Raw genomic sequence first — 24,609 nt, forward strand, 5'->3', positions numbered from 1 at the left:
GTACGCGCTCGGGTGTACGCGCAAGGAAAGGGCCGCGGTCGTCGACCGCGGCCCTGGGGGAGTGGGGAGGAGCCTCAGGCGTGCTGGTACGCCACGATGGAGATGCCGACGTAGTGGACGGCGAAGGCGGCCAGCGTGAACGAGTGGAAGACCTCGTGGAACCCGAACCAGCGCGGTGACGGGTTCGGGCGCTTGATGCCGTAGATCACCCCGCCCGCGCTGTAGAGCACGCCGCCGACGATCACGCAGACGAGCACGGCGATCCCGCCGGTCCGCATGAAGTCCGGCAGGAAGAAGACGGCCGCCCACCCCATGGCGATGTAGCAGGGGGTGTAGAGCCAGCGGGGGGCGCCGACCCAGAAGACCCGGAAGACGATGCCCGCGGCGGCGGCCGCCCATATGCCCCACAGCAGCCACTGCCCCTTGGCCTCGGGCAGCAGAAGGATCGTCAGGGGCGTGTAGGTGCCGGCGATGATCAGGAAGATGTTGGCGTGGTCGAGTCTGCGCAGCACGCCGCCGGCGCGCGGGCCCCAGTTGCCGCGGTGGTAGAGCGCGCTCACGCCGAACAGCAGGCAGGCCGTGAGGGTGTAGATGCCGCAGGCGAGGCGGCCGCGGGCGGAGTCGGCCAGGGCGGTGAGGGTCAGGCCGGAGACCAGCACGGCCGGGAACATGCCGGCGTGCAGCCAGCCGCGTAGCCGGGGCTTGACCTGCTCGACCACCTGCTCCAGTGAGGGTGGTGAGGCCGCCGAGGGCTCCCGGGTCGGCGGGGCGGATGCCGTCGAGGCGTCTTCGGCCGAGGGCTCGCGGGGTGCGTCGGGGACGGGCGCGCTCATGGGCGGCATGGTAGCGAGGCGGCCGTAAGTTACCCATCAGTTGCCCGGACGGGCGGGCTCCGCTTGCGTCCGGTGGGGCCCGAGGTGTTTACGGGGCGCCTTCCGTGGGGCACTGCGCACATGAGCGGGCCTCTGGACAGATGGGCATGTCGAGCGGATGATCATATGAGTGCGAATACGTCCGGATGAGCGAAAGGCTGCGCGGGTGCATGCTCGACATGTGTCCTCCCCGACGCGGCGCACGCAGGCATCCGGGCCGCCGGCCTCCCATGGGCCACAACCCGAAACCCTCACTTAGGAGCAATCTGTGGCGCACGACGCTGTCCTCTCCGAGCCGAGTACCGGTACCTCCGACACCCCCGGCGGCACCGCGTCCCCGGCGGTGCCCCCGACGTCCCACCGCGAGCTGATCGCCTGGGTGGACGAGATCGCCGGGCTCACCCAGCCGGACCGGGTGGTCTGGTGCGACGGCTCCGAGGCCGAGTACGAGCGGCTCGGCGAGGAGCTGGTGGCCAGGGGCACCTTCACCCGGCTCGACCCGGTCAGGCGCCCGCACTCGTACCACGCGGCGTCCGACCCGAGTGACGTCGCCCGTGTCGAGGACCGCACGTTCATCTGCTCCGCCCGCGAGGAGGACGCCGGTCCCACCAACCACTGGATGGACCCCGCCGAGATGCGGGCGATCTTCCAGGGCGAGGGCGACCGCGGCGGCATCTTCCGCGGGTCGATGCGGGGCCGGACGATGTACGTCGTCCCGTTCTGCATGGGCCCCCTCGGCTCCCCGCTCTCCGCGATGGGCGTGGAGATCACCGACTCCGCCTACGTCGCCGTGTCCATGCGCACCATGACCCGGATGGGCCGCCCCGTCCTGGACGAGCTGGGCACCGACGGCGCCTTCGTGAAGGCCGTGCACACCCTGGGCGCGCCCCTCGCGCCGGGCCAGGAGGACGTCCCCTGGCCGTGCAACTCCACGAAGTACATCTCGCACTTCCCCGAGGACCGTGAGATCTGGTCGTACGGCTCCGGCTACGGCGGCAACGCCCTGCTCGGCAAGAAGTGCTACGCCCTGCGCATCGCCTCCGTGATGGCCCGCGACGAGGGCTGGCTCGCGGAGCACATGCTGATCCTGAAGCTGACCCCGCCGCGCGGTGCGGCGAAATACGTCGCGGCGGCGTTCCCGTCCGCCTGCGGCAAGACCAACCTGGCCATGCTGGAGCCGACCGTCCCGGGCTGGACGGTGGAGACCATCGGCGACGACATCGCCTGGATGCGCTTCGGCGAGGACGGGCGGCTGTACGCGATCAACCCGGAGGCGGGCTTCTTCGGCGTGGCGCCCGGCACCGGCGAGCACACCAACGCCAACGCGATGAAGACCCTCTGGGGCAACTCCGTCTTCACGAACGTGGCCCTCACCGACGACGGCGACGTCTGGTGGGAGGGCATGACCGAGGAGCTTCCGGCGCACCTGGTGGACTGGAAGGGCAACGACTGGACGCCCGAGTCCGGGACGCCGGCCGCCCACCCGAACGCCCGCTTCACCGTGCCCGCCGCGCAGTGCCCGACCATGGCGCCGGAGTGGGAGGACCCGAAGGGCGTGCCGATCTCGGCGATCCTCTTCGGCGGGCGGAGGGCGAGCACGGTGCCGCTGGTCACCGAGTCGTTCGGCTGGAACCACGGCGTGTTCCTCGGCGCGAACGTCGCCTCGGAGAAGACGGCCGCCGCCGAGGGCACGGTCGGCGAGCTGCGCCGGGACCCGTTCGCGATGCTGCCGTTCTGCGGCTACAACATGGGCGACTACATGGCCCACTGGATCCGCGTCGGCAACACCTCGGTCGAGCGGGAGGGCGACGAGTCCAAGCTGCCGCGGATCTACTACGTCAACTGGTTCCGCAAGGACGCCGGCGGGCGCTTCGTCTGGCCGGGCTTCGGCGAGAACAGCCGGGTGCTGAAGTGGATCGTGGACCGGCTCGACGGCCGCGGCGACGGCGTGCGCACGCCCATCGGCACCGTCCCGGCCCGCGAAGCGCTGGACACCGAGGGACTCGACCTCTCGGAGCAGGACCTGGAACTGCTCCTCGGCGTCGACCCGGAGGCCTGGCGCCGTGAGGCCGCCCTCGTCCCGGGCCACCTGGAGACCTTCGGCGACCACACGCCGCGCGAGCTGTGGGAGGAGTACGAGGCGCTGGTCCGGCGGCTCGGCTGAGGCAGGCGGTCCCGGGCGCCAGGCCCGTGACCGGGTCCCGGGGCCGTCCCCGGAACCCGGCCGGCGACCTCACGGGTCCCCGTCGAAGCGTCCGGGACCGGATGCAACTTTAGATCAAATCTAATGTAGGATGGCTTCCTGTCAGCGGCACAGGAGGCACTCATGTACGAACCGATCCGCCGGAAGTCGGTCCACTCGCTCTCTGCCGTCCCTGCCGACTTCCCCCACCGCACTCGCGAGGAGGAGCTGGACATCCAGCTCGCGGGGCACCTGGCGGCACTGCTCGCCGTCACCGACGAACTCCGCTCGCTCACGCCCGGCCCCGAACTCGACGCCGTCGCCGAGCGGCTGGCCGTGCAGGTCGCGCGGTTGCGGGGCGGTGCGGTACCCGTGCGGGCCACCCTGTCCGCGGTGCCCGCTCCGTCGGGCGCGGGACGGGCGGCGGCCCTGCACCGGAAGGCCCATGCGCTGGCCGGCCGCGCGCTGGTGGTGGCGGCGTCCCGCGCCGACACGGCCGCGGCGATCCTCTCCGCGGAGTGCATGGACGTCCACGCGGCGGGCGCCGCGGAGGAGTCCGAACTCGCTGCTTCCCTGTAGTCCGCTTCCCTGGAGAGGGCCGGGGGGCTGGGGTCCCGCGGGGCTCCGGAGCCCCGGAGCCCCCTGGGGATCGCCGCCTACGGCTGGCTGTAACCGTCGAGGAAGGATCCGATCCGGGTCACCGCGTCCGTGAGGTCCGCGGACGTCGGCAGGGTGACCACGCGGAAGTGGTCGGGCTCGGGCCAGTTGAAGCCCGTGCCCTGCACCACCATGATCTTCTCCTTGCGCAGCAGGTCGAGCACCATCTGCCGGTCGTCCTTGATCTTGAAGACCTTGGGGTCGAGGCGCGGGAAGAGGTAGAGCGCGCCCTTCGGCTTCACGCAGCTCACGCCCGGGATCTGAGTGAGCAGTTCGTAGGCCGTGTCGCGCTGCTCCCGCAGGCGCCCGCCGGGCAGTACCAGGTCCTTGATCGTCTGCCGGCCGCTGAGCGCCGCGACCACCCCGTGCTGGCCGGGCATGTTGGCGCACAGCCGCATGTTGGCCAGGATCGTGAGGCCCTCGATGTACGAATCCGCGTGCGCCCGCGGGCCGGAGAGCGCGAGCCAGCCCACCCGGTAGCCCGCCACGCGGTAGGCCTTCGACATGCCGTTGAAGGTGAGGGTGAGCAGGTCGGGGGCGACGGCGGCGGTGGGGGTGTGGACCGCGTCGTCGTAGAGGATCTTGTCGTAGATCTCGTCGGAGCAGATGAGCAGGTTGTGGCGGCGGGCGATGTCCGTGAGGCCGCGGAGCATCTCCGGGCTGTAGACGGCGCCCGTCGGGTTGTTCGGGTTGATGATCACCAGGGCCTTGGTGCGGTCGGTGACCTTGCGCTCGATGTCCGCGAGGTCCGGCATCCAGTCCGCCTGCTCGTCGCAGCGGTAGTGCACGGCGGTGCCGCCGGAGAGGGAGACCGCGGCCGTCCAGAGCGGGTAGTCCGGGGCCGGGACCAGTACCTCGTCACCGTCGTCGAGCAGGCCCTGCATGGCCATCACGATCAGCTCGGAGACGCCGTTGCCGATGAAGACGTGCTCCACGTCCGTCTCCACGCCCAGCGTCTGCTGGTGCATGACGACCGCGCGGCGGGCGGCGAGCAGGCCCTTCGCGTCGCCGTACCCGTGTGCGTCGCCCAGGTTGCGGAGGATGTCCTCCAGGATCTCCGGGGGGCACTCGAAGCCGAACGCCGCGGGGTTCCCGGTGTTCAGCTTGAGGATGCGATGACCTGCTGCTTCGAGACGCATCGCCTCTTCGAGCACCGGGCCCCGGATCTCGTAACAGACGTTGGCGAGCTTCGTCGACTGGATCACCTGCATAGGCCAACTTTACGGGCGCGTAACGAGGAGCGCTCCGTGTTTTGGGCCACGTGGGTCATATGGGTGGCGGGCCGGTGGCTCGCGGGTGGCGTGCGGCGTGTGAGGGCCAGTATTAGATCAGGTGTTCGGGCAGCGTCGTACGCTTGTTTGCATGTCCGCAGTCCATCCAGGGCACGAATCGCCCACCGGGGCAGGAAACCCCGCCGCACCGCCCACCCGGGCCGGGGACTCCGCCGATCCGCCCGCGCGGGCCGGGGACCCCGCCGACCGGCTCGGCCTCCAGGGTTCGCTCTTCGACCAGGCCGACGACATCGCGCTCGGTCCACTCGACGGCGTGCGCAGGACCGTGCTCGGCGACGGCGCCTGGATCGACCTGCTGCCGGGCTGGCTGACCGGCGCCGACGCCCTCTTCGAACAGCTCGCGGAGCAGGTGCCGTGGCGTGCGGAGCGCAGGCGGATGTACGACAACACCGTCGCCGTGCCGCGGCTGCTCGCGTTCTACGCCGAGACCGACCCGCTGCCGCATCCGGTCCTCGACGAGGCACGGGCCGCGCTGACCGGGCGCTACGCCGCCGAACTCGGCGAGGGGTTCGCCACGGCGGGGCTGTGCCTGTACCGCGACGGGCGGGACAGCGTGGCGTGGCACGGGGACCGGATCGGCCGCGGCTCCCGCGAGGACACCATGGTGGCGATCCTCTCCGTGGGCACCCCGCGCGACCTGCTGCTGCGCCCGCGCGGCGGCGGAACCTCCCTCCGCCGTCCACTCGGCCACGGCGACCTGATCGTCATGGGCGGCTCCTGCCAGCGCACGTGGGAGCACGCGATCCCCAAGAGCGCGCGGGCCTCGGGGCCCCGGATCAGCATCCAGTTCCGGCCGCACGGGGTGCGGTGACGGTCATCCCTGCGTGCGGGTCCACCACGGACGCCGCCTTCGGCGACCTGGATGTGCGGGTGCACCACCAGGGGCGCGGGGAACTGCGCGAGCAACCACCCACCCACGGGTGGTCCGGAGGTGACGGATACCGCCCCTTTCAGGCGGTGGAGACCCTCGGGGTCGTGTCGTGCACCCGCATACGAGACGGTGCGGGACGGTGTTACGTCCGCGTTATGGGAGGGGTGGCACGCTGGCCCCCCGGACAGAGGAGGGGCGGCGCACGTGCGCGTACTGGTGGTCGAGGACAGCATCGAACTGCTGGAGATCGTCGCGCAGGGCCTGCGCGACCATGGCTTCGCGGTGGACATCGCGCCGGACGGCGCGAACGCACTGGAGCAGACCGCGGTCAACCGCTACGACGTCGTCGTCCTCGACCGCGACCTCCCTCAGGTGCACGGTGACGACGTCTGCCGCGCGGTCGTCGCCGGCGACGGGCAGACCAAGGTGCTGATGCTCACCGCCGCGGGCACCATCGACGACCGCGTCTCGGGGCTGAACCTGGGCGCCGACGACTACCTGCCCAAGCCCTTCGCGTTCGCCGAACTGGTGGCGCGCATCCAGGCGCTGGGCCGCCGGGCGCACCCGGCGCTGCCCCCGGTGCTCACCCACGCCGACGTCGCCCTGGACACCGCACGCCGTACCGTCACCCGCGGAGGCCGCCCCCTCGCGCTCACCGGCAAGGAGTTCGGGATGCTCCAGGTGCTGCTCGGGGCGCGCGGCGCGGTCGTCACCAGTGAGGAGCTGCTGGAGAAGGTATGGGACGCGCACGCCGACCCGTTCACGAACACGGTCCGCACCACCCTGTCGCGGCTGCGCCGCAAGCTGGGTACCCCGGAGCTGATCGAGACGATCACCGGAGCGGGGTACCGGCTGCGGTGACGCCACCGCCCGGGACGGGTGGCCAGAGGGGCCGCTCCTCCCTGGCCGCCTGGCTCGACCGCACCCGGCTGCCCGGCTCGCTCAGGCTCCGGCTGACCGCGGTCTACGGCGGGCTGTTCCTCATCGCGGGCTCGGCCCTGCTCGCCGCCACCTACGGCCTGGTGGCCCGGCAGATCGGCACCCGTGCCGCCGGCCTGCCCCGCGCCCGGGAACTCCGCGTGCTGGCGCGCTCGCTCGGCGACGGCCGCGGGGCGACCCTCCGCGCCATCCGGGAGGCGCAGGCGAACGAGCGGGCCAACGCGCTGCACGAGCTCCTGACGCAGTCCGCCGTCGCCCTGGCCTTCATGACGCTGATCGCCGTCGTCCTGGGCTGGGTGCTGGCCGGCCGGGCGCTGCGCCCGCTCCGGGAGATCACGGCCACCGCCCGCAGGCTCTCCACCCACAACCTCGACGAGCGGATCAACCTGCCCGGCCCGGGCGGCGAGCTCAAGGACCTCGCGGACACCTTCGACGGGATGCTGGCGCGGCTCTCCGCGGCCTTCGAGGCGCAACGGCGGTTCGCCGCCAACGCCTCGCACGAGCTGCGCACGCCGCTGACGGTGCAGCGGGCCGCCATCGACGTCGCACTCGCCAACCCCACCGAGGAGTCGCTGCGGACCATGGCGCTGCGCCTGCGGGCCGCCACCGAACGGCACGAGCACGTCATCGAGAGCCTGCTGACGCTGGCGCGCAGCCAGACCGGCGTGGACCGCCGGGAGGGCGTCGACATGGCGGCGGCGGCCGAGGCGGCGCTCACGAGTGCGGAGGCTGACGCCGGGGCGCGGGGGCTGCGGGTCGAGCGCCGCCTCGCTCCCGCCCCCCTGCTCGGCGATCCCGTCCTGATCGAACGGCTCGCCGTCAACCTCGTGCAGAACGCGACCCGGCACAACGTCGACGGCGGCTGGCTGTACGTGGCGACCCGCGCCGACGGGCGGCACGTCACGCTCCAGGTGGCCAACACGGGCCGCGACCTTCCCCAGGAGAAGGTCGCGGAACTCTTCCAGCCGTTCCGCCGGCTTGCCCCGGACCGCGTCGTCCCCGGCGGGGTACCCGGGCGGCCCGGGGCCGGGCTGGGGCTGTCCATCGTGGCGGCGATCGCCGCGGCCCACGGCGGCACGTGCACGGCCCGCGCTCGCGCGGGGGGTGGGCTGGAGGTTTCGGTGAGCTTCCCCGTGGCGCCACTTTGACGTGGGGCCGCGGCCCCGGACTTTGACGTGGGGCTGCGCCCCGGCTCCCGTAGGGGCGCGGGGCTGTGTTGTGGGGTACCCCCATCCCCGCGCCCCTTATCGGGGCGCAGCCAAGTCCTTCAGGGGCGCGGGGAACTGCGCGAGCAACCACCAATCGGCCGGTGGTCCGGAGGCGGCAGAGACTGCCCCCTTGGGGCGGTGGCGACCCGACGGTCGCGTCGTGGCCGATCGCTCCCCCACTGCCTTGAGGGGCGTGGGAGGTGCCCGCACCCCGCGCCCCTCAAGTGGTGCACCGGCACGATCAGCGCACCGCCCGGGGGTTCAGGCCCCGGATGACTGGGCGCCCTGCCGGGAACCGCCCACCACCCCCCGGCCGTGCCCGCGCAGCATCTTGCGCAGCTCCCTGCGTTCCTCCGGGTCGAGCTGGTCCTTCAGCTTCTGGCGGACGTCCTTCGCGAACGCCCCCGGCGGGTCGCTGACCATGCGCGCGGTGCGCACGTCGCCGGCTCGGGTGCCCCTGACCACGACCGAGTCGCCGGTCTTGACGTCCGACGCCGAGGCGTCGTCCGACTTCTCCGTGGCGAACCTGGTGTCCTTCGACAGCGTCCACGTCCACTGCGTGCCGTCCGAGCTCTTCACCGTGAGGGCGGTGCCCGAGGAGGACGTCACCGTGCCGCTCTGCACGTCACGTGTCGTCAGTTTCCCGGTCTTCGGGTCCTTCGCCACCGCCTCGCTGTGCAGGACGCGCGGCACCTTGGGGGTGTCGGCGGCCTTGCCGGAGCCGTGGGACGACGACGGGGCGGCCGGGCTCGTGCCGTCGGTCGAGGCGCTCGCCGTCGCGGCGAACGCCACGCCGCCCGCACACAGCACGGTGGCTCCGGCTATGGCCAGAGTCCGCTTGTTCATGGCGCATCCTCTCTGCGATCTGTGATCCGCGATCCCTGCTCTGCGATCCGGATACGCGCAGCATGCCCGGCGCCGCCTAACACGCGTGTTACGTCGCCGTCGCCGTCGCCGTGCCGCGCACCGTGCGCCCCGCCAGGACGTCCGTGCGCCGTCCGTCCTCGATGACGAAGCGGCCGTCGATCAGCACGTACGGGATGCCCTCCGGCAGCGTCCGGGGAGCCGCGAAGGTCGAGCCCGCGGCGACCGTGTCCGGGTCGAAGAGCACCAGGTCGGCGCGGTGGCCCTCGCGCACCAGGCCGCGGTCGGCCAGCCGCAGGCGCCCGGCGGGGCGGCCGGTGAGGTGGGCGACGCACTCCTCCAGCGAGAGCAGGCCCAGCTCGCGCACGTAGTGGCCGAGGTAGCGGGGGAAGGTGCCGTACGCGCGCGGGTGCGGCTTGTCGCCCTGGAGGATGCCGTCCGAGCCGCCGGTGTGCACCCGGTGCCGCATGATCTGCCGGACGTTCTCCTCGTGCCCGACGTGCTGGAGGATCGTCGCGCCGAGCCGGTCCTCCAGCAGCAGCCGGCGCGCCGTCGCCCAGGGCCGCTCGCCGCGCTCGGCCGCACAGGCGTGGACGGTGCGGCCCACGAAGCCCGTGAGCGCGGGGTCGCGGACGCCCGAGATCTCGATGGCGTCCCAGTCGATCGGCACCCCGTGGCAGCCGTCGGAGCCCGTCACCTCCACGTCGTGGCGGATGCGTTCGGACGTCGCGTCGTCCCGCAGGCGGGCGAGGATCGAGTCGGGCCCGCCGACCGCGGCCCAGCTCGGCAGCATCGAGACCAGCGTGGTGGAGCCCGGCGTGTACGGATACGTGTCCAGGGTGATGTCGGCGCCGTCGGCCAGGGCGCGGTCGAGCAGGGCCAGCAGCTCGGGGGCCCGGCCCTCGTTCACGTCGAAGTTCATGGTGGCGTGCGCCAGGTGCAGCGGGCAGCCCGAGGCGCGGGCGACGGCCACCATCTCCTCGTACGCCTCCAGGGCGCCCGCCCCGTAGGAGCGGTGGTGCGGGCTGTAGTAGCCGCCGTGCTCGGCCACGACGCGGCAGAGCGCGACGAGCTCGTCGTCGTTCGCGTACATGCCCGGCGTGTAGGTGAGGCCCGAGGACATGCCGACCGCGCCCTCGCGCATGCCCGTGGCGACCAGGTGCCGCATGTGGTCGAGCTCGGCGGCGGTGGCCTCCCGGTCGTCCCAGCCGGCGGCGAGCATCCGCACGGAGCCCTGGGGGATGAGGTAGGCGGCGTTGACGGCGATGCCGGCGCCGTCGAAGCCGTGGTCGAGGCGGTCCAGGTACTCGCCGACGGAGCGCCATGTGGGGGTGATGACCGGGTCGCTCAGGACGTCGCCGTTCCAGCCGGTGATGGCCTGGCTCACCTCCGCGAGGGTGCGGTCGTCGACGGGCGCGTACGACAGGCCGTCCTGGCCGATGACTTCGAGGGTGACGCCCTGCGCCGCCTTCGCGCTGTGGTCCGGGTCGCGGAGCAGGGCGAGGTCGCTGTGGGCGTGCATGTCGATGAAGCCGGGGGAGAGGGCGAGGCCGTGGGCGTCCAGCGTCCGGCGGGCGGAGAGCCGGGGCTCGCCGGATCTGCGGATTCCGGCGATCCGGCCGCCGTCCAGCCCTACGTCGGCACGGTAGGCGGGCCCTCCGGTGCCGTCGATGACCAGGGTGTCCTGGATGACCAGATCCATACCAGTACCTTTCTCCGACGGGGCGGCCAGGTCGTCACCGTCCCGGTGCGGGTGTTTCGGTCGTGTCCGGACCACCGGCCGGGGTGGGTGGCTGGTCGCGCCCACGCGGCGGAGCGACAAGCCACTACGACATCGTCAGGTCGCCACCGGCCGCAAGGGGCAGCCACCGCCGTCTCGGGGCGCACCCCTAGAAGAACGTCCGGACGTAGTCCGTCACCGTGCCGTCCGGCTCGGTCACCGGGATCAGGGACCACTTGTCGAACGACGTGCACGGATGCGAGAGGCCGAGCCCGACCCAGTCCCCGACCCGCAGCCGGGCCGCGGGCCCGGTCCGCAGCCACGCGTGCTGGTCCGAGAGCTTCTCGACCTCGATGCCCTCAGCGGCGCGCTCCGCCCCGCCACCGGCACCCGCGGCGGCGTCCCGTACCACCTGTGCCTCCGGCAGGTCGAGGTCGTACGCCGCGTCCCGCTTCCCGGCGTTCAGGAACGCCTGGTCCGGCGCGGGCCGCGAGACGACCTGCGCCCACAGCCGGAACGCGGGGTGCAGCGCGCCCTCCTCGGGCACCCTGTTGAAGGGCGTGACGTGCCGGTAGTGGCCGTCGTCGTGCGACACGTACGCCCCCGAGCGCAGCAGCTTGCGCACCGGCAGCGAGAGTCCCGGGATCTCGGCGAAGACGTCCGCGACCGCGTCGAACCACGCGCTGCCGCCCGCGCTCACCACGATCTCGTCGAGCCCCGCGCCGCCGAACCGGCCCGCCTTGTCGAACTCGGCGAGCAGTGCGGTCAGCCGGCGCAGATAGGCGCCCACGCGCTCCGGCGTGGCGTCCGGCACCTCGCCCTCGTAGCCGGCGACGCCCACCAGCCGCAGCGTGCCCGTCGCGGCCACCGCGTCGGCGACGGCCCGGCACTCGGCGTCCGTGCGGGCACCGGTGCGGGCGCCCTCGCCCCCGGCCAGCTCGACCACGACGTCCACCGGGCGCGCGGTGCCGCCCGCCTGCGCGCCGGCCTGCCGCAGGATGCCGTCCATCAGCTCGACGCCGCGCACCGAGTCGACGTAGCAGATGAAGCGGAAGTCCGGGTCGGCGGCGAGCTGCCCGGCGAGCCAGGTCAGGGCGGGCGCGTCCACCAGCTCGTTGGCGAGGAAGACGCGCGGGACGCCGAAGGCGCGCGCCACCCGCACCTGGTGCGGCACCGCGAGCGTGATGCCCCAGGCGCCGTACTGGAGCTGGCGCGCGAAGAGCTGCGGCGCCATGGACGTCTTGCCGTGCGGCGCGAACGACAGGGCGTGCCGCTCCGCGTAGCTCTCCATCAGGGTGAGGTTGTGGGCGAGGCGTTCGGCGGAGAGCGTGAGGACGGGGGTGGTGAAGCCGTCCGTGAAGAGGTTCCTGCGCTGCGCCGCGAGCTCGCCGACGGTCAGTCCCTCGGCGTCCGGCGGCAGGCCCTTGAAGCGGTGGTCGACGCGCTCGTCCGCCAGCCGGGCGGCGGCCTCGACGACCGTGCGGACGGCCGGATCCGAGGCCCGGCGCCCGGCGGGATCGCGGGAGCCCTCGGGATCGGTGGCTACGGGGTTTCCGGAGGGGGAAACGGACTCACCGGTCACGTGGTCGGACGCCATGGAGCCTCCTGCTCGTTGCATATAGTGCAACTGTCATTGCGTATGCCGCTCAGTGCTGTCTAACATCCCAGCCACGCCCGGTCAACGCAGCCACCCGACCCCACCCGACCCACCGGGCGAGCAGCCGCAGGACCCCCGCGGCCCGGACGAGCGAGACGAGCGAGGAGCCGACCACCGTGACCGCCTCCGGAGCCGGGGACCAGCCCCCAGGGGACGCGCGCACCAGCGCCCCTCCCGCCGGCGCGGCGCGCCCGGAGCGGGGCGGCGCGGCGGGTGCGGCCCGCTTCGACGTGGTGGCCCTCGGCGAGTCCATGGTCACCTTCCTGCCCAGCAGGCCCGGCCGGCTCGCCGACGTGCCCGCGTTCGAACGGGCCATCGGCGGCGCCGAGTCGAACGTGGCGGTCGGTCTGGCCGGCGCCGGGCACACCGCGAAGTGGGTGAGCCGGGTCGGCACGGACGGCTTCGGGGACCACCTCGTGGAGCGGATCGCCTCCTACGGCGTCGACACCTGCGACGTCCAGCGCGATCCGCGGCGGCCCACGGGGATCTACTTCCGCACGGCGGGGGAGCGCGCGGTGTCCCGCGGCGCCCCGGGCGCCTCCGGCACGGCAGGAGGAACGGGCGCTTCGGGGGACCCCGGTGCTTCGGAGGACCCCGGCGTTCCCGCTGCCCCCGCCTCACCGTCCGTCGGGCCATCCGCTCAGCCATCCTCTGAGCGGCCCTCGGCGGGCCTCGCCGAAGTCGTCTACTACCGCGCCGGCTCCGCCGCCTCGGCCATGTCCCCGGCGAACATGCCCGCCGACGTGCTGCGCTCGGGCCGCGTCCTGCACCTCACCGGCATCACCGCCGCGCTCTCCGCCGACTGCCGCGCCCTCCTGGACGACCTCACCACCCGCCCCGCGCTCCGGGCGCCGGACGAGGGCGGACCGGCCGGCTCGCGCGACGCCGACGAGCGTGGACCCGCCGACTCGCGCGACGCCGACGAGCGTGGACCCGCCGACTCGCGCGCCGCTGGCGACGGCGGCCCGGCCGGCTCGCGCCCCGCCGACCGCACCGCCGCCGCGCACCGCCCGCTGCTCTCCTTCGACGTCAACTACCGCGTCAGCCTCTGGGGTCCCGCCGACCGCCCCGGCGAGACCCTGCTCGCCCTCGCGCGCCGCTGCGACCTGGTCTTCGTCGGCGAGGACGAGGCCGAGGCGGCGTGGCACGTCACCGGTGGGCCCGCCGCCGTCCGCGCCCTGCTGCCCGAGCCCCGGCTGCTCGTCGTCAAGCAGGGCGCCACCGGCGTCACCGTCTTCCACCGGGAGCAAGGGGAGGAGCGCGCGCCGAGGGCGGCGGACGCGGCCGGCGCGCCCGACACCGTCACCTTCGTGCCCGCCCTGCACGTGGACGTGGTCGCCCCGGTCGGCGCGGGCGACGCCTTCGCCGCCGGGTTCCTCTCCGGCACCCTGCGCGGCCTGCCCGTACGCGACCGGGTCAGGCACGGCCACCTGATGGCCGCCGCCGCCCTCACCGTCCCCGGCGACCTGGGAGACCCGGGCACCGCGGCCGGTGGAGGAGCGGCCGGGGCCTGGCAGGCGCGCGCCGACCGGCTGGCCGCTCTGGACGAGGAGGCATGGGGGACACTTCGACTCGGCCCCGGCTGGACGAGGGACATGGCCGGCGCCGGCCGGGCGGGCGCGAGGGACGCGCACGGGGCCGGTCCCCGCGCGCAGGGGAGCGGGGCCGACGAGGAGGGGCGTACGCCATGAGCCAGACCGTCGACCGCGCGCTGAGCATCCTGCCGCTGCTCGCGGAGGGCCCCGCCGACCTCGGCCGGGTCGCCGAGAGCCTCGGCGTGCACAAGTCCACGGCCCTGCGGCTGCTGCGCACCCTGCACGAGCACGGCCTGGTCTACCGCCAGTCCGACCAGCGCTACCGGCTCGGGGCGCGGCTCTTCGCGCTGGCGCAGCAGGCCGTGGAGAGCCTGGACGTGCGCGAGATCGCCCACCCCCACCTCGTCGACCTCAACGAGCGGTGCGGCCACACCGTGCACCTCGCCGTCCACGAGGAGGACGAGGTGCTGTACATCGACAAGGTGGAGAGCCGCTACCCGGTCCGGATGTACTCGCGGATCGGCAAGCCGGTCGCCATCACCGTCGCCGCGGTCGCCAAGCTGCTGCTGGCCGACCTGCCCGAGGCCGAGCGCCGGACGCTGGCGCACCGCCTCGACTACCCCATGTACACGTCCCGTTCGACGCCGAACGCCACCGCCTTCCTCAAGGAGCTGGCCACCGTGCGCGAACAGGGCTGGGCCACCGACCTCGGCGGCCACGAGGAGTCCATCAACTGCGTCGGCGCCCCCATCACCGGCGCCGGCGGCAGGGCCGTGGCCGCCATGTCGGTGTCCGCGCCGAACGTGGTCGTGACGGCCGAGGAACTCCTCACCCTGCTGCCGCTGGTGCGCCGTACCGCGGACGCCATCAGCCGGGAGTACTCGGGGCACCCCGGCTCGGGGACGGCCCCGGCCCGGGGGCTCGCCGCCGCGTCCGCCGCGGTGGACGTTCCCGAGCCACCCGCCGCGTCCGGCGCGGCGGCCCCCGCCGCACCGCCTCACGCACACCCCGCACCTCACGCACACCCCACCAAGGACCGCCCATGACCGAGAAGACCGCCCTCACCCCCGCGACCCACACCACCCCGCCCGCGAAGTTCTCCCACGGCGTCAGGAAGGGCAACATCCTCCAGGTCGCCGGCCAGGTCGGCTTCCTGCCCGCCGTCGAGGGCCAGCCGCCCACCCCGGCCGGTCCCAGCCTGGGCGAGCAGACCCTCCAGACCCTCGCCAACGTGAAGGCGATCCTCGAAGAGGGCGGCGCGAGCTGGGACGACGTGATGATGATCCGCGTGTACCTGACGGACGTGGCCCACTTCGCGGAGTTCAACACCCTCTACAACGGCTACTTCGAGGAGCAGGACCTCAAGCAGCCCCCCGCCGCGCGCACCACCGTCTACGTCGGTCTGCCCAAGGGGCTGCTCGTCGAGATCGACGCGCTCGCCGTGCTGGGCTGAGCGAGGCGGGCCGGCCGGCCCGCCTGGGCCGGCCCTCCCTGCCGTCAGTTTGACGCGGCCCTGACAGCACGTACGGGGCCGCGACACCACCCCCGGAACACGGCGCGGCGCCCCATGGCGCCGCGCCGCGCTTCACCCTGCCCCATTCGCGAAAGTCCTGATGGAATTACGAGGTCCCCCATGTCCCCATCCACGCATGTCCTGGCGCCGGCCGCCGGGGCATCGCCTCACACCCTGGCCGCCGCGGCGGCGCCCGAGACGCCACCCCACACCGGCGGCCTGCTGCTCCTGATCGACGGCACCCCGGGCCTGCTGACCCTCGCCGTGCTCGGCATCCTGCTGCTGCTCTTCCTGATCATCAAGGTGCGGCTGCAACCGTTCGTCGCCCTGCTCGCGGTCTCCATAGCCGTCGGCCTCGGGGCCGGCCTGTCCGTCACGGAGCTCTTCGGCACCGTGCAGAAGTCGGACGCGGTCTCCCTGATCGAGTCCGGCATGGGCGGCACCCTCGGCCATATCGCCATCATCATCGGCCTCGGCACCATGCTCGGGGCGGTCCTGGAGGTCTCCGGCGGCGCCGAGGTGCTCGCGGCCCGGCTGATGCGCCTCTTCGGCGAGAAGCGCGGCCCGCTCGCCATGGGCCTGACCGGCCTCATATTCGGCATCCCCGTCTTCTTCGACGTCGGCATCTTCGTCCTCGCGCCGCTCGTCTACGCGGCCGCCAAGCGGTCCGGCAAGTCGATCGTCCTCTACGCCATGCCGATGCTGGCGGGCCTGTCCATGACGCACGCCTTCCTGCCGCCGCACCCCGGCCCCGTCGCCGCCGCCGCGCTGCTCCACGTCGACCTCGGCTGGATCATCCTGATGGGCGTCATCTGCGGCCTGCCCGCCGTGCTCGCCGCGTGGGTGTGGTCGGCCTGGATCGGTCGCCGGCTCTTCGTGCCCGTGCCGCAGGACATGGCCGAGGCCGCCGAGGAGTCCCGGCAGGCGCTGCGGGCCGAGCAGCGCGCCGCGGGCGTCACCCCGCCGGAGAAGCCCGTGCCGCTCGGCACCGTGCTCGCCATCATCGGCACCCCGCTGGTGCTGATCCTGCTGGCGACGTTCTCCTCCATCGTCTTCGACCCCTCCACGGGCCGCTCCGTGGTCGAGTTCCTGGGCCACCCGTTCGTCGCGCTCACCATCGCGCTGGGCCTCGCCTACTGGCTGCTCGGCCTGCGCCGCGGCTGGTCGCGCAAGTCGCTGGAGACCGTCTCGACGGCCTCCCTCAAGCCGGTCGGCAACATCCTGCTGGTGGTCGGCGCGGGCGGGATCTTCGGTGCCGTCCTCAAGGGCAGCGGGGTCGCGCAGGCCCTCTCGGACACCTTCCACGACGTGGGCCTGCCGGTGATCGTGCTGGCGTACCTGATCTCCCTGGTGCTGCGGGTCGCGCAGGGCTCCGCGACCGTGGCCATCGTCACCACCGCCGGCATCGTCTGGCCGCTGCTGGAGCACGGCGGGTACTCGCAGGCCTTCACGGCGCTGGTGATCATGGCCATCTCGGCGGGCTCGATCTTCGCCTCGCACGTCAACGACGGCGGGTTCTGGATGGTCGCCAAGTACTTCGGGATCAGCGAGCGGGACACCCTGAAGACGTGGACCGTCCTGGAGTCCGTGCTGTCCGTCGCGGGCTTCGTGATGGCCGCGGTGGTGAGCCTCTTCGTCTAGGCGCCGGGCCTCCTCCCCGCTCGGCGCGCGGCGCCCGCGGCCACCCGCCGCGGGCGCTGTCCGCCTGACCGGCCCGACTGTCGCGAACACAGGTTCGTCGTCCATACTGCCCGCCGTGGAGCAGCGCAAAGATCTGAAGATCCAGCCAGTGCAGGTCGCCTCGACTGATCCTGCGTTCATCTCCGGCCTCATGCCCTCCGGCCGCGACGAGCCCGAGGACCAGCGGGACGGCGCCGCAACGGACCAGGCGGAGCAGGACGACGCGGCGGCGACCGCGGACGCCGACGGCTCCCGGGCCGCGGGGAAGGAGGACGCTCCAGAGGATTCGGGTGACGCCGAAGCCGACCAGGAACCGGGTGCCGCGGAGGGGGAGGCCCCTCTGGCGGAGGACGACGACGAGGCCGAGGGCACCACGGGGGAGGCGGACGAGGAGTCCGCGGTCGCTGAGGCTACCGAGGACACCGCCACGGAGGCTTCCGGCGGTTCGGGTGACTCCGAGGTGTCCGATGCCTCGGACGCGTCCGGCGGCTCCGAGGACTCGGATGCCACCGACACCTCCGATGCCGAGGACGGCGGCAAGCCCGCCTTCGAGGCCAAGGACCGCCGGGGTTCCATCGCCATCGACGCCGACGGCGTCCGGTTCACGCTGGACGACCAGGCGGCGGAGTGGACCTGGGAGGAGATCGCGGCCGTCGAGTACGAGACGACCCGGTTCACCCGGCGCCTCACGGTCACGGCCCACACTCCCGACCGCCGGTGGTACCCCGCCGAGGTGCAGGCCCCGGACAAGTCGGCACTCAAGGAGTGGACGGCGCGCCTGGATGAGGTGCTGGACGCCTACTTCGAGGAGGAGTCGGTCCATGGGACCGACGAGGAGCCGGATTCCGTTGAGCCGGAGGATGTTGACGAGCCGGCGTCCGGTGAGGAGTCCGCTTCCGCGGAGGAGCCTTCTGCGGAGTCCGCTGCGGAGTCCGCGGCGGCGGAGGCCCCGGCCAAGAACTGACCTGCGGTCGGCCACCGGCCGAAGGGGGCGGTTCCTGCCGTCTCCGGGCCACCGGTGGATGGTGGTTGCTCGCGGAGTTCCTCGCGCTCCTTTTCGGCGGGGCTGCGCCGCGGTGGGGGCTTGTGCGGTCGGCTGCGGCGAGACCTGTGGTCGGCCACCGGCCGAAGGGGGCGGTTCTTGCCGTCTCCGGGCCACCGGTGGATGGTGGTTGCTCGCGCAGTTCCCCGCGCCCCTGAGCGGGCGCCGCGCGCCCGTGAGCATCGCCCCGTAGGGGCGCCGTTGGAGGGCGCGTAGCGCCCCGTCAGGGGCGCGGGGCTGTGTCGATATGCGGCTCCGCCGCGTGGGCGCGACCAGCCACGACGAGGTGCGTCAGGTCGTCACCGTCCCGAGGGGGCAGGTTCTGTCGCCTTCGGGCCACCGGCCGGCACCTGGCCGCGCGCAGCGCGCGGTGAGGGGGCGCCCGGACCCGCGGCGCGAGGCGTGCTCGCTCGACGTACCGAGAGGGGGGCGCCCGTACAGGGGGATCGCCGCTGCATGCCCCCTTGTGCGCCCGCCGATCTTTCGCTTTCTTGATGCGCATGGCCGAGACACCGGACAACGCAGGCCCGGCCCCCGCAGGGGGCACCGCACCCGTAGCAGGCGCCGCGCCCAGCGCGGCCGCGGGCACCGCCCCGGGGGGTCCCCACAAGGCCCGCTGGAAGTACATCGGCCCCGGCATCGTCGTCGCCGCGACCGGCGTCGGCGCGGGCGACCTGGTCGCCACCCTGATCGCCGGCTCGAAGTTCGGCTACACGCTGATGTGGGCGGCGGTCGTCGGCTGCCTGGTGAAGATCTCGCTCGCCGAGGCGACCGGGCGCTGGCACCTGGCGACCGGGCGCACGATGTTCGACGGCTGGCGCTCGCTCGGCAACTGGACCTCGGTCTACTTCGGCATCTACATCGTCATCTGGGGCTTCGTCTACGGGGCCACGGCGATGTCGTCCACCGCGCTGCCGCTCGCCGCGCTCTTCCCGGACACCCCGGGCGGGCTGAAGACGTTCGCCATCGCGGCAGGGCTGATCGGTCTTGTGCTGGTCTGGTTCAACCGATACCACCGCTTCGAGAAACTGATGACGGTGCTCATCGGCGTCAAGTTCCTCATCGTGGTGTACGTGGCGATCCGGGTCGCGCCGGACCTGCCGGCCGCGTTCGCGGGCCTGCTGCCGGTCCTGCCGCACGGCTCGGTCCTCTACACGCTCGGCCTGATCGGCGGCGTCGGCGGCACGATCACGATGGCCGCCTACGGCTACTGGGTCAACGCCAAGGGCTGGACGGGCCCCGTGTGGATGAAGGTGATGCGGCTCGACAACCGCGTCGCCTACCTCACCACCGGCGTCTTCGTGGTGGCGATGCTGATCGTCGGCGCCGAGCTGCTGCACTCCTCGGGCATCGCGCTGGCCTCCGGCGACAAGGGCCTCGTGGACCTCTCCGGCATCCTTGAGGACCGCTTCGGCGTGTTCACCGCCAAGCTGTTCCTGGTCGGCTTCTGCGCCACCTCCTTCTCCGCGCTCGTCGGCGTCTGGCACGGCGTCTCGCTGCTCTTCGCCGACTTCGTCGAGCGCCTGCGCAGCCGACGGGAGTCCCGCGCGGAGGAGATCGCCGCCGGCGCCCGCGAGCGCACCCTGCCGTTCAGGGCCTACCTGCTCTGGCTGACGTTCCCTCCGATCGCGCTGCTCTGGCTGAACCAGCCGTTCGGACTCGTCATCGCCTACGGCGTGCTGGGCGCGTTCTTCATGCCGTTCCTGGCGCTGACGCTGATCTGGATGCTCAACTCCTCCCGCACCCCGAGGCAGTGGCGCAACGGCATGCTCAGCAACGCCATGCTCGGCATCGCGGGCCTGCTGTTCCTCGTGCTCTGCGTCGAGCAGGTGCGCGAGATCCCCTGGTAGCCGGCCCAGAGCGTCTTCGGGCAGCGGAACGACCCCGAACAGCCCGCAGCGCCGCCGGGAGAGCGGCGGCGCTGCGGACCGTGGGGGGTTGGAGAGTGGTTCGTGGGGGGTTACGGAAGGGCGTGCACGTGCGCGCCGACGCTGTCGGACCAGGCGCTGCCTGCGGTCGCGTCCCAGTTGGTCGACCAGGTCATGGCACCGCGCAGGTCCGGGTAGGTCCTGTCCGGCTTGAAGGAGCCGCAGCCGGTGCCCTTGGTCAGGCAGTCCAGCGCGTTGTTGACGACACCCGGGTCGACGTAGCCGCCGCCGGCCGCGCTGCCGGAGGCGGGCAGGCCGAGGCCCACCTGGGACGGCGCGAGGCCGTTCTCCAGCTGGATGCAGGCGAGCGAGGTCAGGAAGTCCACCGTGCCCTGGCTGTAGACCTGGCCGTCGCAGCCCAGCATCGAGCCGCTGTTGTAGTACTGCATGTTGACGACGGTGAGGATGTCCTTGATGTTCAGCGCCGTCTTGAAGTACTCGTTGGCGGGCGACTGCATGTCGACGGTCTGCGGGGCCATCGTCACGACCAGGCCGCTGCCGGCCTCCTGACCGAGCGTCTGAAGGGCCTTCGACATGTAGGTGGAGTTGAGCCCGTTCTCCAGGTCGATGTCGACGCCGTCGAACCCGTACGTCTCCATCAGCGCGTGCACGGAGTCGGCGAAGGCCTGGGCCGAGGTGTCGTCGTTCACGGAGACCGTGCCGTTCGCGCCGCCCACCGAGACGATGACCTTCTTGCCGTCCGCCTGCTTGGCCTTGATGTCGGCCTTGAACTGGTCCTCGGTGTAGCCGCCCAGGCCGGACGAGTCCAGCGAGAACGACACCGCGCCCGGGGTCGAGGTGGCGTCGGCGAAGGCCACGGCGATGATGTCGTACTGGTCGGACACGTCCGAGAGCTTCTGCACGGTGGCGCCGTTGTTGAAGTTCTGCCAGTAGCCCGTCACGGCGTGCTTCGGCACATCGGCCGCCGCTGCCCGGCCGGCCGGGCGGACGGTGTCCGTGCCGGCGGCGTCCGCGCGGTCGGTGGTGAGCCCGGCCAGGCTGAGCGAGGCGGCAGCCACCGCCGCGGCGGCCAGGGCCGCCCAGGTCCTGCCGCGTCTTGTGGGTGGGGTGCTCGTCTCGATGGGGTCCGGTACGCGGTCCACTGCAGCCTCCGGTGGGGGGTCGGCGGGCGAGGGCGGCAGGAGCCGCTGAACGCCCGTCAGAGGGCTTGCGGGTAGGGAACGGTGGCCACCGTTGGCGTACCACGCTGGTTCAGACCAATGGAGTTGTCAAGACCTGTGGAAGAGGACCACCCTCTCGGGTTCCTCCGGCCGCCCGGACGCCGCGGCGCGCGGCGTCACGGCTCCGAGCGCTGCCACCGGTCGGCCGCCCAGCCGACGGCGCACCCGGTGATCAGCACCCCCGTGGACATCCCCACCGCCAGCCCGTCGAAGCCCGGCCGGTGCCGCTCCACGGCGAGCGTGAGCACCTGCGCGACCGCCGGCACCGCGCAGGCAGCGACCGCGTGCCGCGCCGGCTCCTCGCACCCCGGTTCGGGGTGCGTCCGGGCCGCGGCCCAGGTCGCGAGGGCGATGCAGGCCAGGTTCGGCAGGTGCACCAGGGCCAGCGTGGCTCCCCAGGTCCGGGGCCCTGACGGGCCGGCCAGGTTCTCGTAGAGCAGCGTCACCTGGAGGTACTCGGTGACGACCAGGACAACGATGCCGGCCGCCCACGCCCGCGCGAGTGCGAGGAAGCCCCCGCCGCGGCCCCGGCCCCCCGCCGCCGGTCCCCCTCCCCCGCCGGGGAACCGGCCTTCGGCGCCGGTACTGGGCCCCGCCCCGGGGCGGGACCACTCGTGCCGCGGGGGGCGTGTCATCAGGAGCCTCCGAGGAGCCGGACGAGAACGAGCGCCGTGAACACGGCCGTGCCGGCGCCGCAGCCCGCCACCAGGGCGAGGTGCTGCACCACGGGCGAGAAGGAGCCGCGGCCGGCTGTGGTCGCCGTCCTCCGCGGGTCGCGGGGGTCGTAGGTGACCGTGACCCGGTCGCCGACACCCATGGACCACTTCGCCATGTCCTCGAACTCGACGGTGCTGCCGTCGGCGGTCTGGAACGCGAAGAAGTACCGGGCCGCGTCGGAGCGGTTGTACGGCTCGGACCTCACCCGGACGCACCGGCCCTCGGCCCGCGCGCCGTGCCGCAGCGTCCGCACCACCCTCGCCAGCCGCCGCGCCGACGACACCGTGACGGCCGCGCAGACGACCGCCGCCAGCGCGAAGACGAGCACTTCGACGGCCGGCGTCCCCACCGTCAGTGCACCTCGATCGAGTCGATGATGTCCTTCAGGTCGGCGTCCGGCAGGACCCCCTGCTGGGCGTCGACCCGGACGGCGAACGTCTTCTTCGCGGAGTCGAGTCCGGTCAGGATCACCCCGTGCACGCGCGAACCCTTGGGCGGGGTGTGCGCGCGGCCCGACGAGGTGAACGTGAAGTCGACACGGCGTGCGTCAGCGGCGCCGCTCAGGGAGACCTTCCTCGTGCCCTGGAGCGTGGCACCCAGCTGCACCTGGGCCTCCGCGCCGATGGCGGCCTCGTCGGCCGAGCGGGCGCGGGTGAAGTCGAGCTGCACGGTGATGGTGGAGACCTTCACGCCCTTGTCGGTGCGGACCGCGGCGGCGGCGGCCTTGCCGCGCTCGGCCGCGCTCTCCTCGGTGTATCCGGCCGCCCCGGACTTCGGGTACGACACGTCGACGCTCTTCGTCGCCAGCGTGCCCCACCCGTCGGGGGCCGAGCCCTGGGCGCCGGAGCCGTTCCCCGACGCGCCGGAGTGCCCCTCGCCGCACCCGGTGAGGGCGAGCGCGGCGAGGGCGCACAGGCCGGTGGCGGCGACGGGGAGGCGGAGGGCCGGGCGGCGCCCGGCGCCCGCGGTACGGCGGAGTCTGGTGGTCATGAGCTGGCTCCTGTCGTCAGTTCGCACAGTAGCTGTAGGGGAGGTAGGAGCGCCGGTCACCGCGAGGGGCGCCGAGGAACCGCGCGTCGTCCAGCGTCTCCTCCTTGTGCTCGGTGCTCACCGAGAAGCCGAGGCTCAGGCCCAGGTTCAGCTCGAAGCCGTACTCGGCGGCGTTCGTCTCGCCGGTGTACGTGGTCAGGCTGGACTGGCCCCTGTCGAACAGCAGCCGCCCGAACGGGTCGTCCTGGCCGGGCCGCTCGTCAGGGGCGTGGTCACCGAAGAGGTACGCGAACGGGGCGGCGTTGTTCCCGGTGCCGTCCAGCCACCGCTGGGCGACGGCGCGGTCCGCGTCGCCCGCCTGGCCCGGGTCGAAGGAGATCTGGTTCGTCACGACCTTGATGCCGGTCTCGCTGTCGTTGCCCCCGGCCGAGCCTGAGCCGCCGCGCTTGTCCTTGCCCTGCTTGCCGTTGTCGCCGCTGCCCTTGCCCTTGTCCTTCAGGCTCGTGCCCTCGATGGTCTGCGTCATCGTGACGGACAGCAGCTTGCCGGTCCTCTCGTCGCGGGTGACGGTGATGGTGCCGGTCCGCACCGTGTTCGAGGAGACGCCGTACTCGGCGGGGCCGAAGGCGACGGTGGCATCGGCGCCGTACTGCAACTGCGCTGAGTACGTGTAGGACTTGGTGTGGTGGTAAGCGTCGTTGGTCCACGTCACGTCCGGGGTGAAGGAGACGTGGCCGCCGAGCTTGGAGGTCATCTCCTCGTCGTCCGGGGAGTCGACCTTCAGGCCGAAGTTGCCGGACAGGTCCAGGCCGACCTTGCCGTAGGTGATCTTCCGGTTGTCGCCGAGACCGTCCTTGACGCGCTTCTCGGCCTCCTCGTAGTCGTGCAGCGGGCCGGTGCCGAAGAGGTTGAGGATGGCGTCACCCATGCTGGCGTCGCCGCCGCCGGGCATCATCTGCCGCTGCTGGTACGACTCGATGGTGTTGATGTCGTCGCGGAACTTCCTGGCCTCGTCCTCGCTGGTGAAGACGTACGTGTCGCCGTCCGTGACCTTGATGCCGGCGCCCAGCTCGATCTCGCCGCCCCCCATCTCGCCGAGTTTCAGCCCCGGTTTGAAGTCCTTCTTCGCGCCCACCGAGGCGGCGTCCGTGAACGTCAGGTAGACCAGCTGGTCCTTGCCGTCGACCTTCCCGTCGCCGTTGACGTCGGTCTTCGCCTTGAAGTGCTGCTCCTGGATGCCGAAGTCGTTGCCGATCTCGAAGAACAGGATCTTGATCTTGTCGCCGGCCTTGTCCGAGATGGACGACACCTGGCACAGCGGCGGCTCGAAGTCCGAGTCGGTGACCGGCCTGCCCTGGACGGGCCCGCCGCCACCGCAGCTCCCGAGGTCCAGGACCCGGCACACCTTGGTGCGGAACGTGCTCGCGACGCTCTGCCCGACGCCCGTGGCCAGCAGGGCGGAGACGACGGCCACCATCACGATGACCGCGCCCAGGTACTCGGTGGCCGAGGCGCCCCGATCGTCCCCTGCGCGACCGGGGCGCCATCCGCGTCCGCCGATGCCCGGCGGCAGCCCGCCGCCGTCCCCCCTGCCCATGGGTCCGCCCCCCTTGAGACATCCCGCGAAAACCCCGCGTACCCCGGCTGACGCCCCGGACAGTAGCTCCGCGGGGCGTGGGCACACATAGGTCCGGGGGCCCACGGGCAGGCCCAAAGGGAGCCCGTTCCGGGCCCCATTCCGGAGAATTGCCTCGGCGGACG

The 24,609-nt window shown here is 72.8% G+C and carries 21 protein-coding genes; 11 read left to right on the forward strand and 10 right to left on the reverse strand.

The features are described 5' to 3' along the window. Positions 1 to 74 precede the first annotated feature (74 nt). Positions 75 to 842 carry a hemolysin III family protein gene (locus Sm713_RS04495; protein ID WP_212908373.1) on the reverse strand — a complete coding sequence of 256 codons (768 nt, stop codon included), beginning with the start codon at positions 840 to 842 and terminating at the stop codon, positions 75 to 77. Positions 843 to 1,215: 373 nt separating this feature from the next. Between Sm713_RS04495 and Sm713_RS04500 the strand changes: the two genes are divergently transcribed. Further along, entirely contained in the window at positions 1,216 to 3,036 is a 1,821-nt protein-coding gene (locus Sm713_RS04500) for a phosphoenolpyruvate carboxykinase (GTP) (RefSeq protein ID WP_249416514.1), read from the forward strand. Positions 3,037 to 3,198: 162 nt separating this feature from the next. Then, entirely contained in the window at positions 3,199 to 3,633 is a 435-nt protein-coding gene (locus Sm713_RS04505) for a hypothetical protein (protein WP_212908375.1), read from the forward strand. Between the two features lie 77 nt (positions 3,634 to 3,710). On the opposite strand, the gene Sm713_RS04510 is transcribed toward Sm713_RS04505, so the two are convergent. After that, positions 3,711 to 4,922 carry a pyridoxal phosphate-dependent aminotransferase gene (locus tag Sm713_RS04510; RefSeq protein WP_212908376.1) on the reverse strand — a complete coding sequence of 404 codons (1,212 nt, stop codon included), beginning with the start codon at positions 4,920 to 4,922 and terminating at the stop codon, positions 3,711 to 3,713. A gap of 151 nt (positions 4,923 to 5,073) precedes the next feature. Between Sm713_RS04510 and Sm713_RS04515 the strand changes: the two genes are divergently transcribed. The 3 genes from Sm713_RS04515 to Sm713_RS04525 all read left to right on the forward strand — a co-directional run bounded on the left by Sm713_RS04515 (position 5,074) and on the right by Sm713_RS04525 (position 7,961). After that, positions 5,074 to 5,814, forward strand: coding sequence for an alpha-ketoglutarate-dependent dioxygenase AlkB (locus tag Sm713_RS04515; RefSeq protein WP_212908377.1), 741 nt, complete (start codon positions 5,074 to 5,076; stop codon positions 5,812 to 5,814). A gap of 264 nt (positions 5,815 to 6,078) precedes the next feature. Further along, positions 6,079 to 6,735 carry a response regulator transcription factor gene (locus tag Sm713_RS04520; protein ID WP_212908378.1) on the forward strand — a complete coding sequence of 219 codons (657 nt, stop codon included), beginning with the start codon at positions 6,079 to 6,081 and terminating at the stop codon, positions 6,733 to 6,735. After that, the gene (locus Sm713_RS04525) at positions 6,732 to 7,961 is read left to right on the forward strand and encodes a HAMP domain-containing sensor histidine kinase (RefSeq protein WP_212912237.1); all 1,230 of its coding nucleotides are present in this window, start codon (positions 6,732 to 6,734) and stop codon (positions 7,959 to 7,961) included. The genes Sm713_RS04520 and Sm713_RS04525 overlap by 4 nt, the downstream gene beginning before the upstream one ends. Before the next feature lie 321 nt (positions 7,962 to 8,282). Here the strand turns inward: Sm713_RS04525 and Sm713_RS04530 are convergent, their stop codons facing one another. The 3 genes from Sm713_RS04530 to Sm713_RS04540 all read right to left on the reverse strand — a co-directional run bounded on the left by Sm713_RS04530 (position 8,283) and on the right by Sm713_RS04540 (position 12,202). Next, entirely contained in the window at positions 8,283 to 8,867 is a 585-nt protein-coding gene (locus Sm713_RS04530; RefSeq protein WP_212908379.1) for a hypothetical protein, read from the reverse strand. Positions 8,868 to 8,955: 88 nt separating this feature from the next. Then, a complete protein-coding gene (locus Sm713_RS04535) occupies positions 8,956 to 10,692 on the reverse strand; it encodes a D-aminoacylase (protein ID WP_308293177.1) in 1,737 nt (578 codons plus the stop codon). Between the two features lie 82 nt (positions 10,693 to 10,774). Beyond that, positions 10,775 to 12,202: an amino acid deaminase gene (locus tag Sm713_RS04540; protein ID WP_212908381.1), complete on the reverse strand. Its 1,428-nt coding sequence runs from the start codon at positions 12,200 to 12,202 to the stop codon at positions 10,775 to 10,777. Positions 12,203 to 12,513: 311 nt separating this feature from the next. On the opposite strand from Sm713_RS04540, the gene Sm713_RS04545 reads away from it, so the two are divergent. The 6 genes from Sm713_RS04545 (at position 12,514) to Sm713_RS04570 (ending at position 19,882) form a co-directional block, all read left to right on the forward strand. Continuing rightward, positions 12,514 to 13,953 carry a sugar kinase gene (locus tag Sm713_RS04545; protein WP_212911779.1) on the forward strand — a complete coding sequence of 480 codons (1,440 nt, stop codon included), beginning with the start codon at positions 12,514 to 12,516 and terminating at the stop codon, positions 13,951 to 13,953. Beyond that, a complete protein-coding gene (locus tag Sm713_RS04550; protein WP_249416084.1) occupies positions 13,950 to 14,843 on the forward strand; it encodes an IclR family transcriptional regulator in 894 nt (297 codons plus the stop codon). The genes Sm713_RS04545 and Sm713_RS04550 overlap by 4 nt, the downstream gene beginning before the upstream one ends. Beyond that, positions 14,840 to 15,250, forward strand: a complete 411-nt coding sequence (locus Sm713_RS04555) for a RidA family protein (protein ID WP_212908382.1) — start codon at positions 14,840 to 14,842, stop codon at positions 15,248 to 15,250. Before Sm713_RS04550 ends, Sm713_RS04555 begins: the two co-directional genes overlap by 4 nt. Before the next feature lie 180 nt (positions 15,251 to 15,430). Beyond that, complete coding sequence (locus Sm713_RS04560; RefSeq protein WP_212908383.1) at positions 15,431 to 16,951, forward strand: GntP family permease; 1,521 nt, start codon at positions 15,431 to 15,433, stop codon at positions 16,949 to 16,951. Positions 16,952 to 17,066: 115 nt separating this feature from the next. After that, positions 17,067 to 17,954: a hypothetical protein gene (locus Sm713_RS04565; RefSeq protein ID WP_212908384.1), complete on the forward strand. Its 888-nt coding sequence runs from the start codon at positions 17,067 to 17,069 to the stop codon at positions 17,952 to 17,954. Between the two features lie 578 nt (positions 17,955 to 18,532). Next, on the forward strand, positions 18,533 to 19,882 hold the full coding sequence (locus Sm713_RS04570; RefSeq protein ID WP_212908385.1) for an Nramp family divalent metal transporter: 1,350 nt from the start codon (positions 18,533 to 18,535) through the stop codon (positions 19,880 to 19,882). Between the two features lie 110 nt (positions 19,883 to 19,992). Here the strand turns inward: Sm713_RS04570 and Sm713_RS04575 are convergent, their stop codons facing one another. The 5 genes from Sm713_RS04575 to Sm713_RS04595 form a co-directional block, all read right to left on the reverse strand. Beyond that, positions 19,993 to 21,063, reverse strand: coding sequence for a chitinase (locus tag Sm713_RS04575; protein ID WP_374195958.1), 1,071 nt, complete (start codon positions 21,061 to 21,063; stop codon positions 19,993 to 19,995). 194 nt (positions 21,064 to 21,257) lie between these two features. After that, entirely contained in the window at positions 21,258 to 21,776 is a 519-nt protein-coding gene (locus tag Sm713_RS04580) for a hypothetical protein (protein WP_249416085.1), read from the reverse strand. Beyond that, positions 21,776 to 22,207 (reverse strand): DUF3592 domain-containing protein, encoded by a 432-nt coding sequence (locus tag Sm713_RS04585; RefSeq protein ID WP_212908386.1) that lies wholly within the window; start codon positions 22,205 to 22,207, stop codon positions 21,776 to 21,778. Before Sm713_RS04585 ends, Sm713_RS04580 begins: the two co-directional genes overlap by 1 nt. A gap of 2 nt (positions 22,208 to 22,209) precedes the next feature. Beyond that, positions 22,210 to 22,848 (reverse strand): hypothetical protein, encoded by a 639-nt coding sequence (locus Sm713_RS04590; RefSeq protein WP_212908387.1) that lies wholly within the window; start codon positions 22,846 to 22,848, stop codon positions 22,210 to 22,212. A 16-nt stretch (positions 22,849 to 22,864) separates the two neighbouring features. Continuing rightward, positions 22,865 to 24,445: a Flp family type IVb pilin gene (locus tag Sm713_RS04595; protein ID WP_212908388.1), complete on the reverse strand. Its 1,581-nt coding sequence runs from the start codon at positions 24,443 to 24,445 to the stop codon at positions 22,865 to 22,867. Positions 24,446 to 24,609 lie beyond the last annotated feature (164 nt).

This window comes from Streptomyces sp. TS71-3, from assembly GCF_018327685.1.
GTDB lineage: Bacteria > Actinomycetota > Actinomycetes > Streptomycetales > Streptomycetaceae > Streptomyces.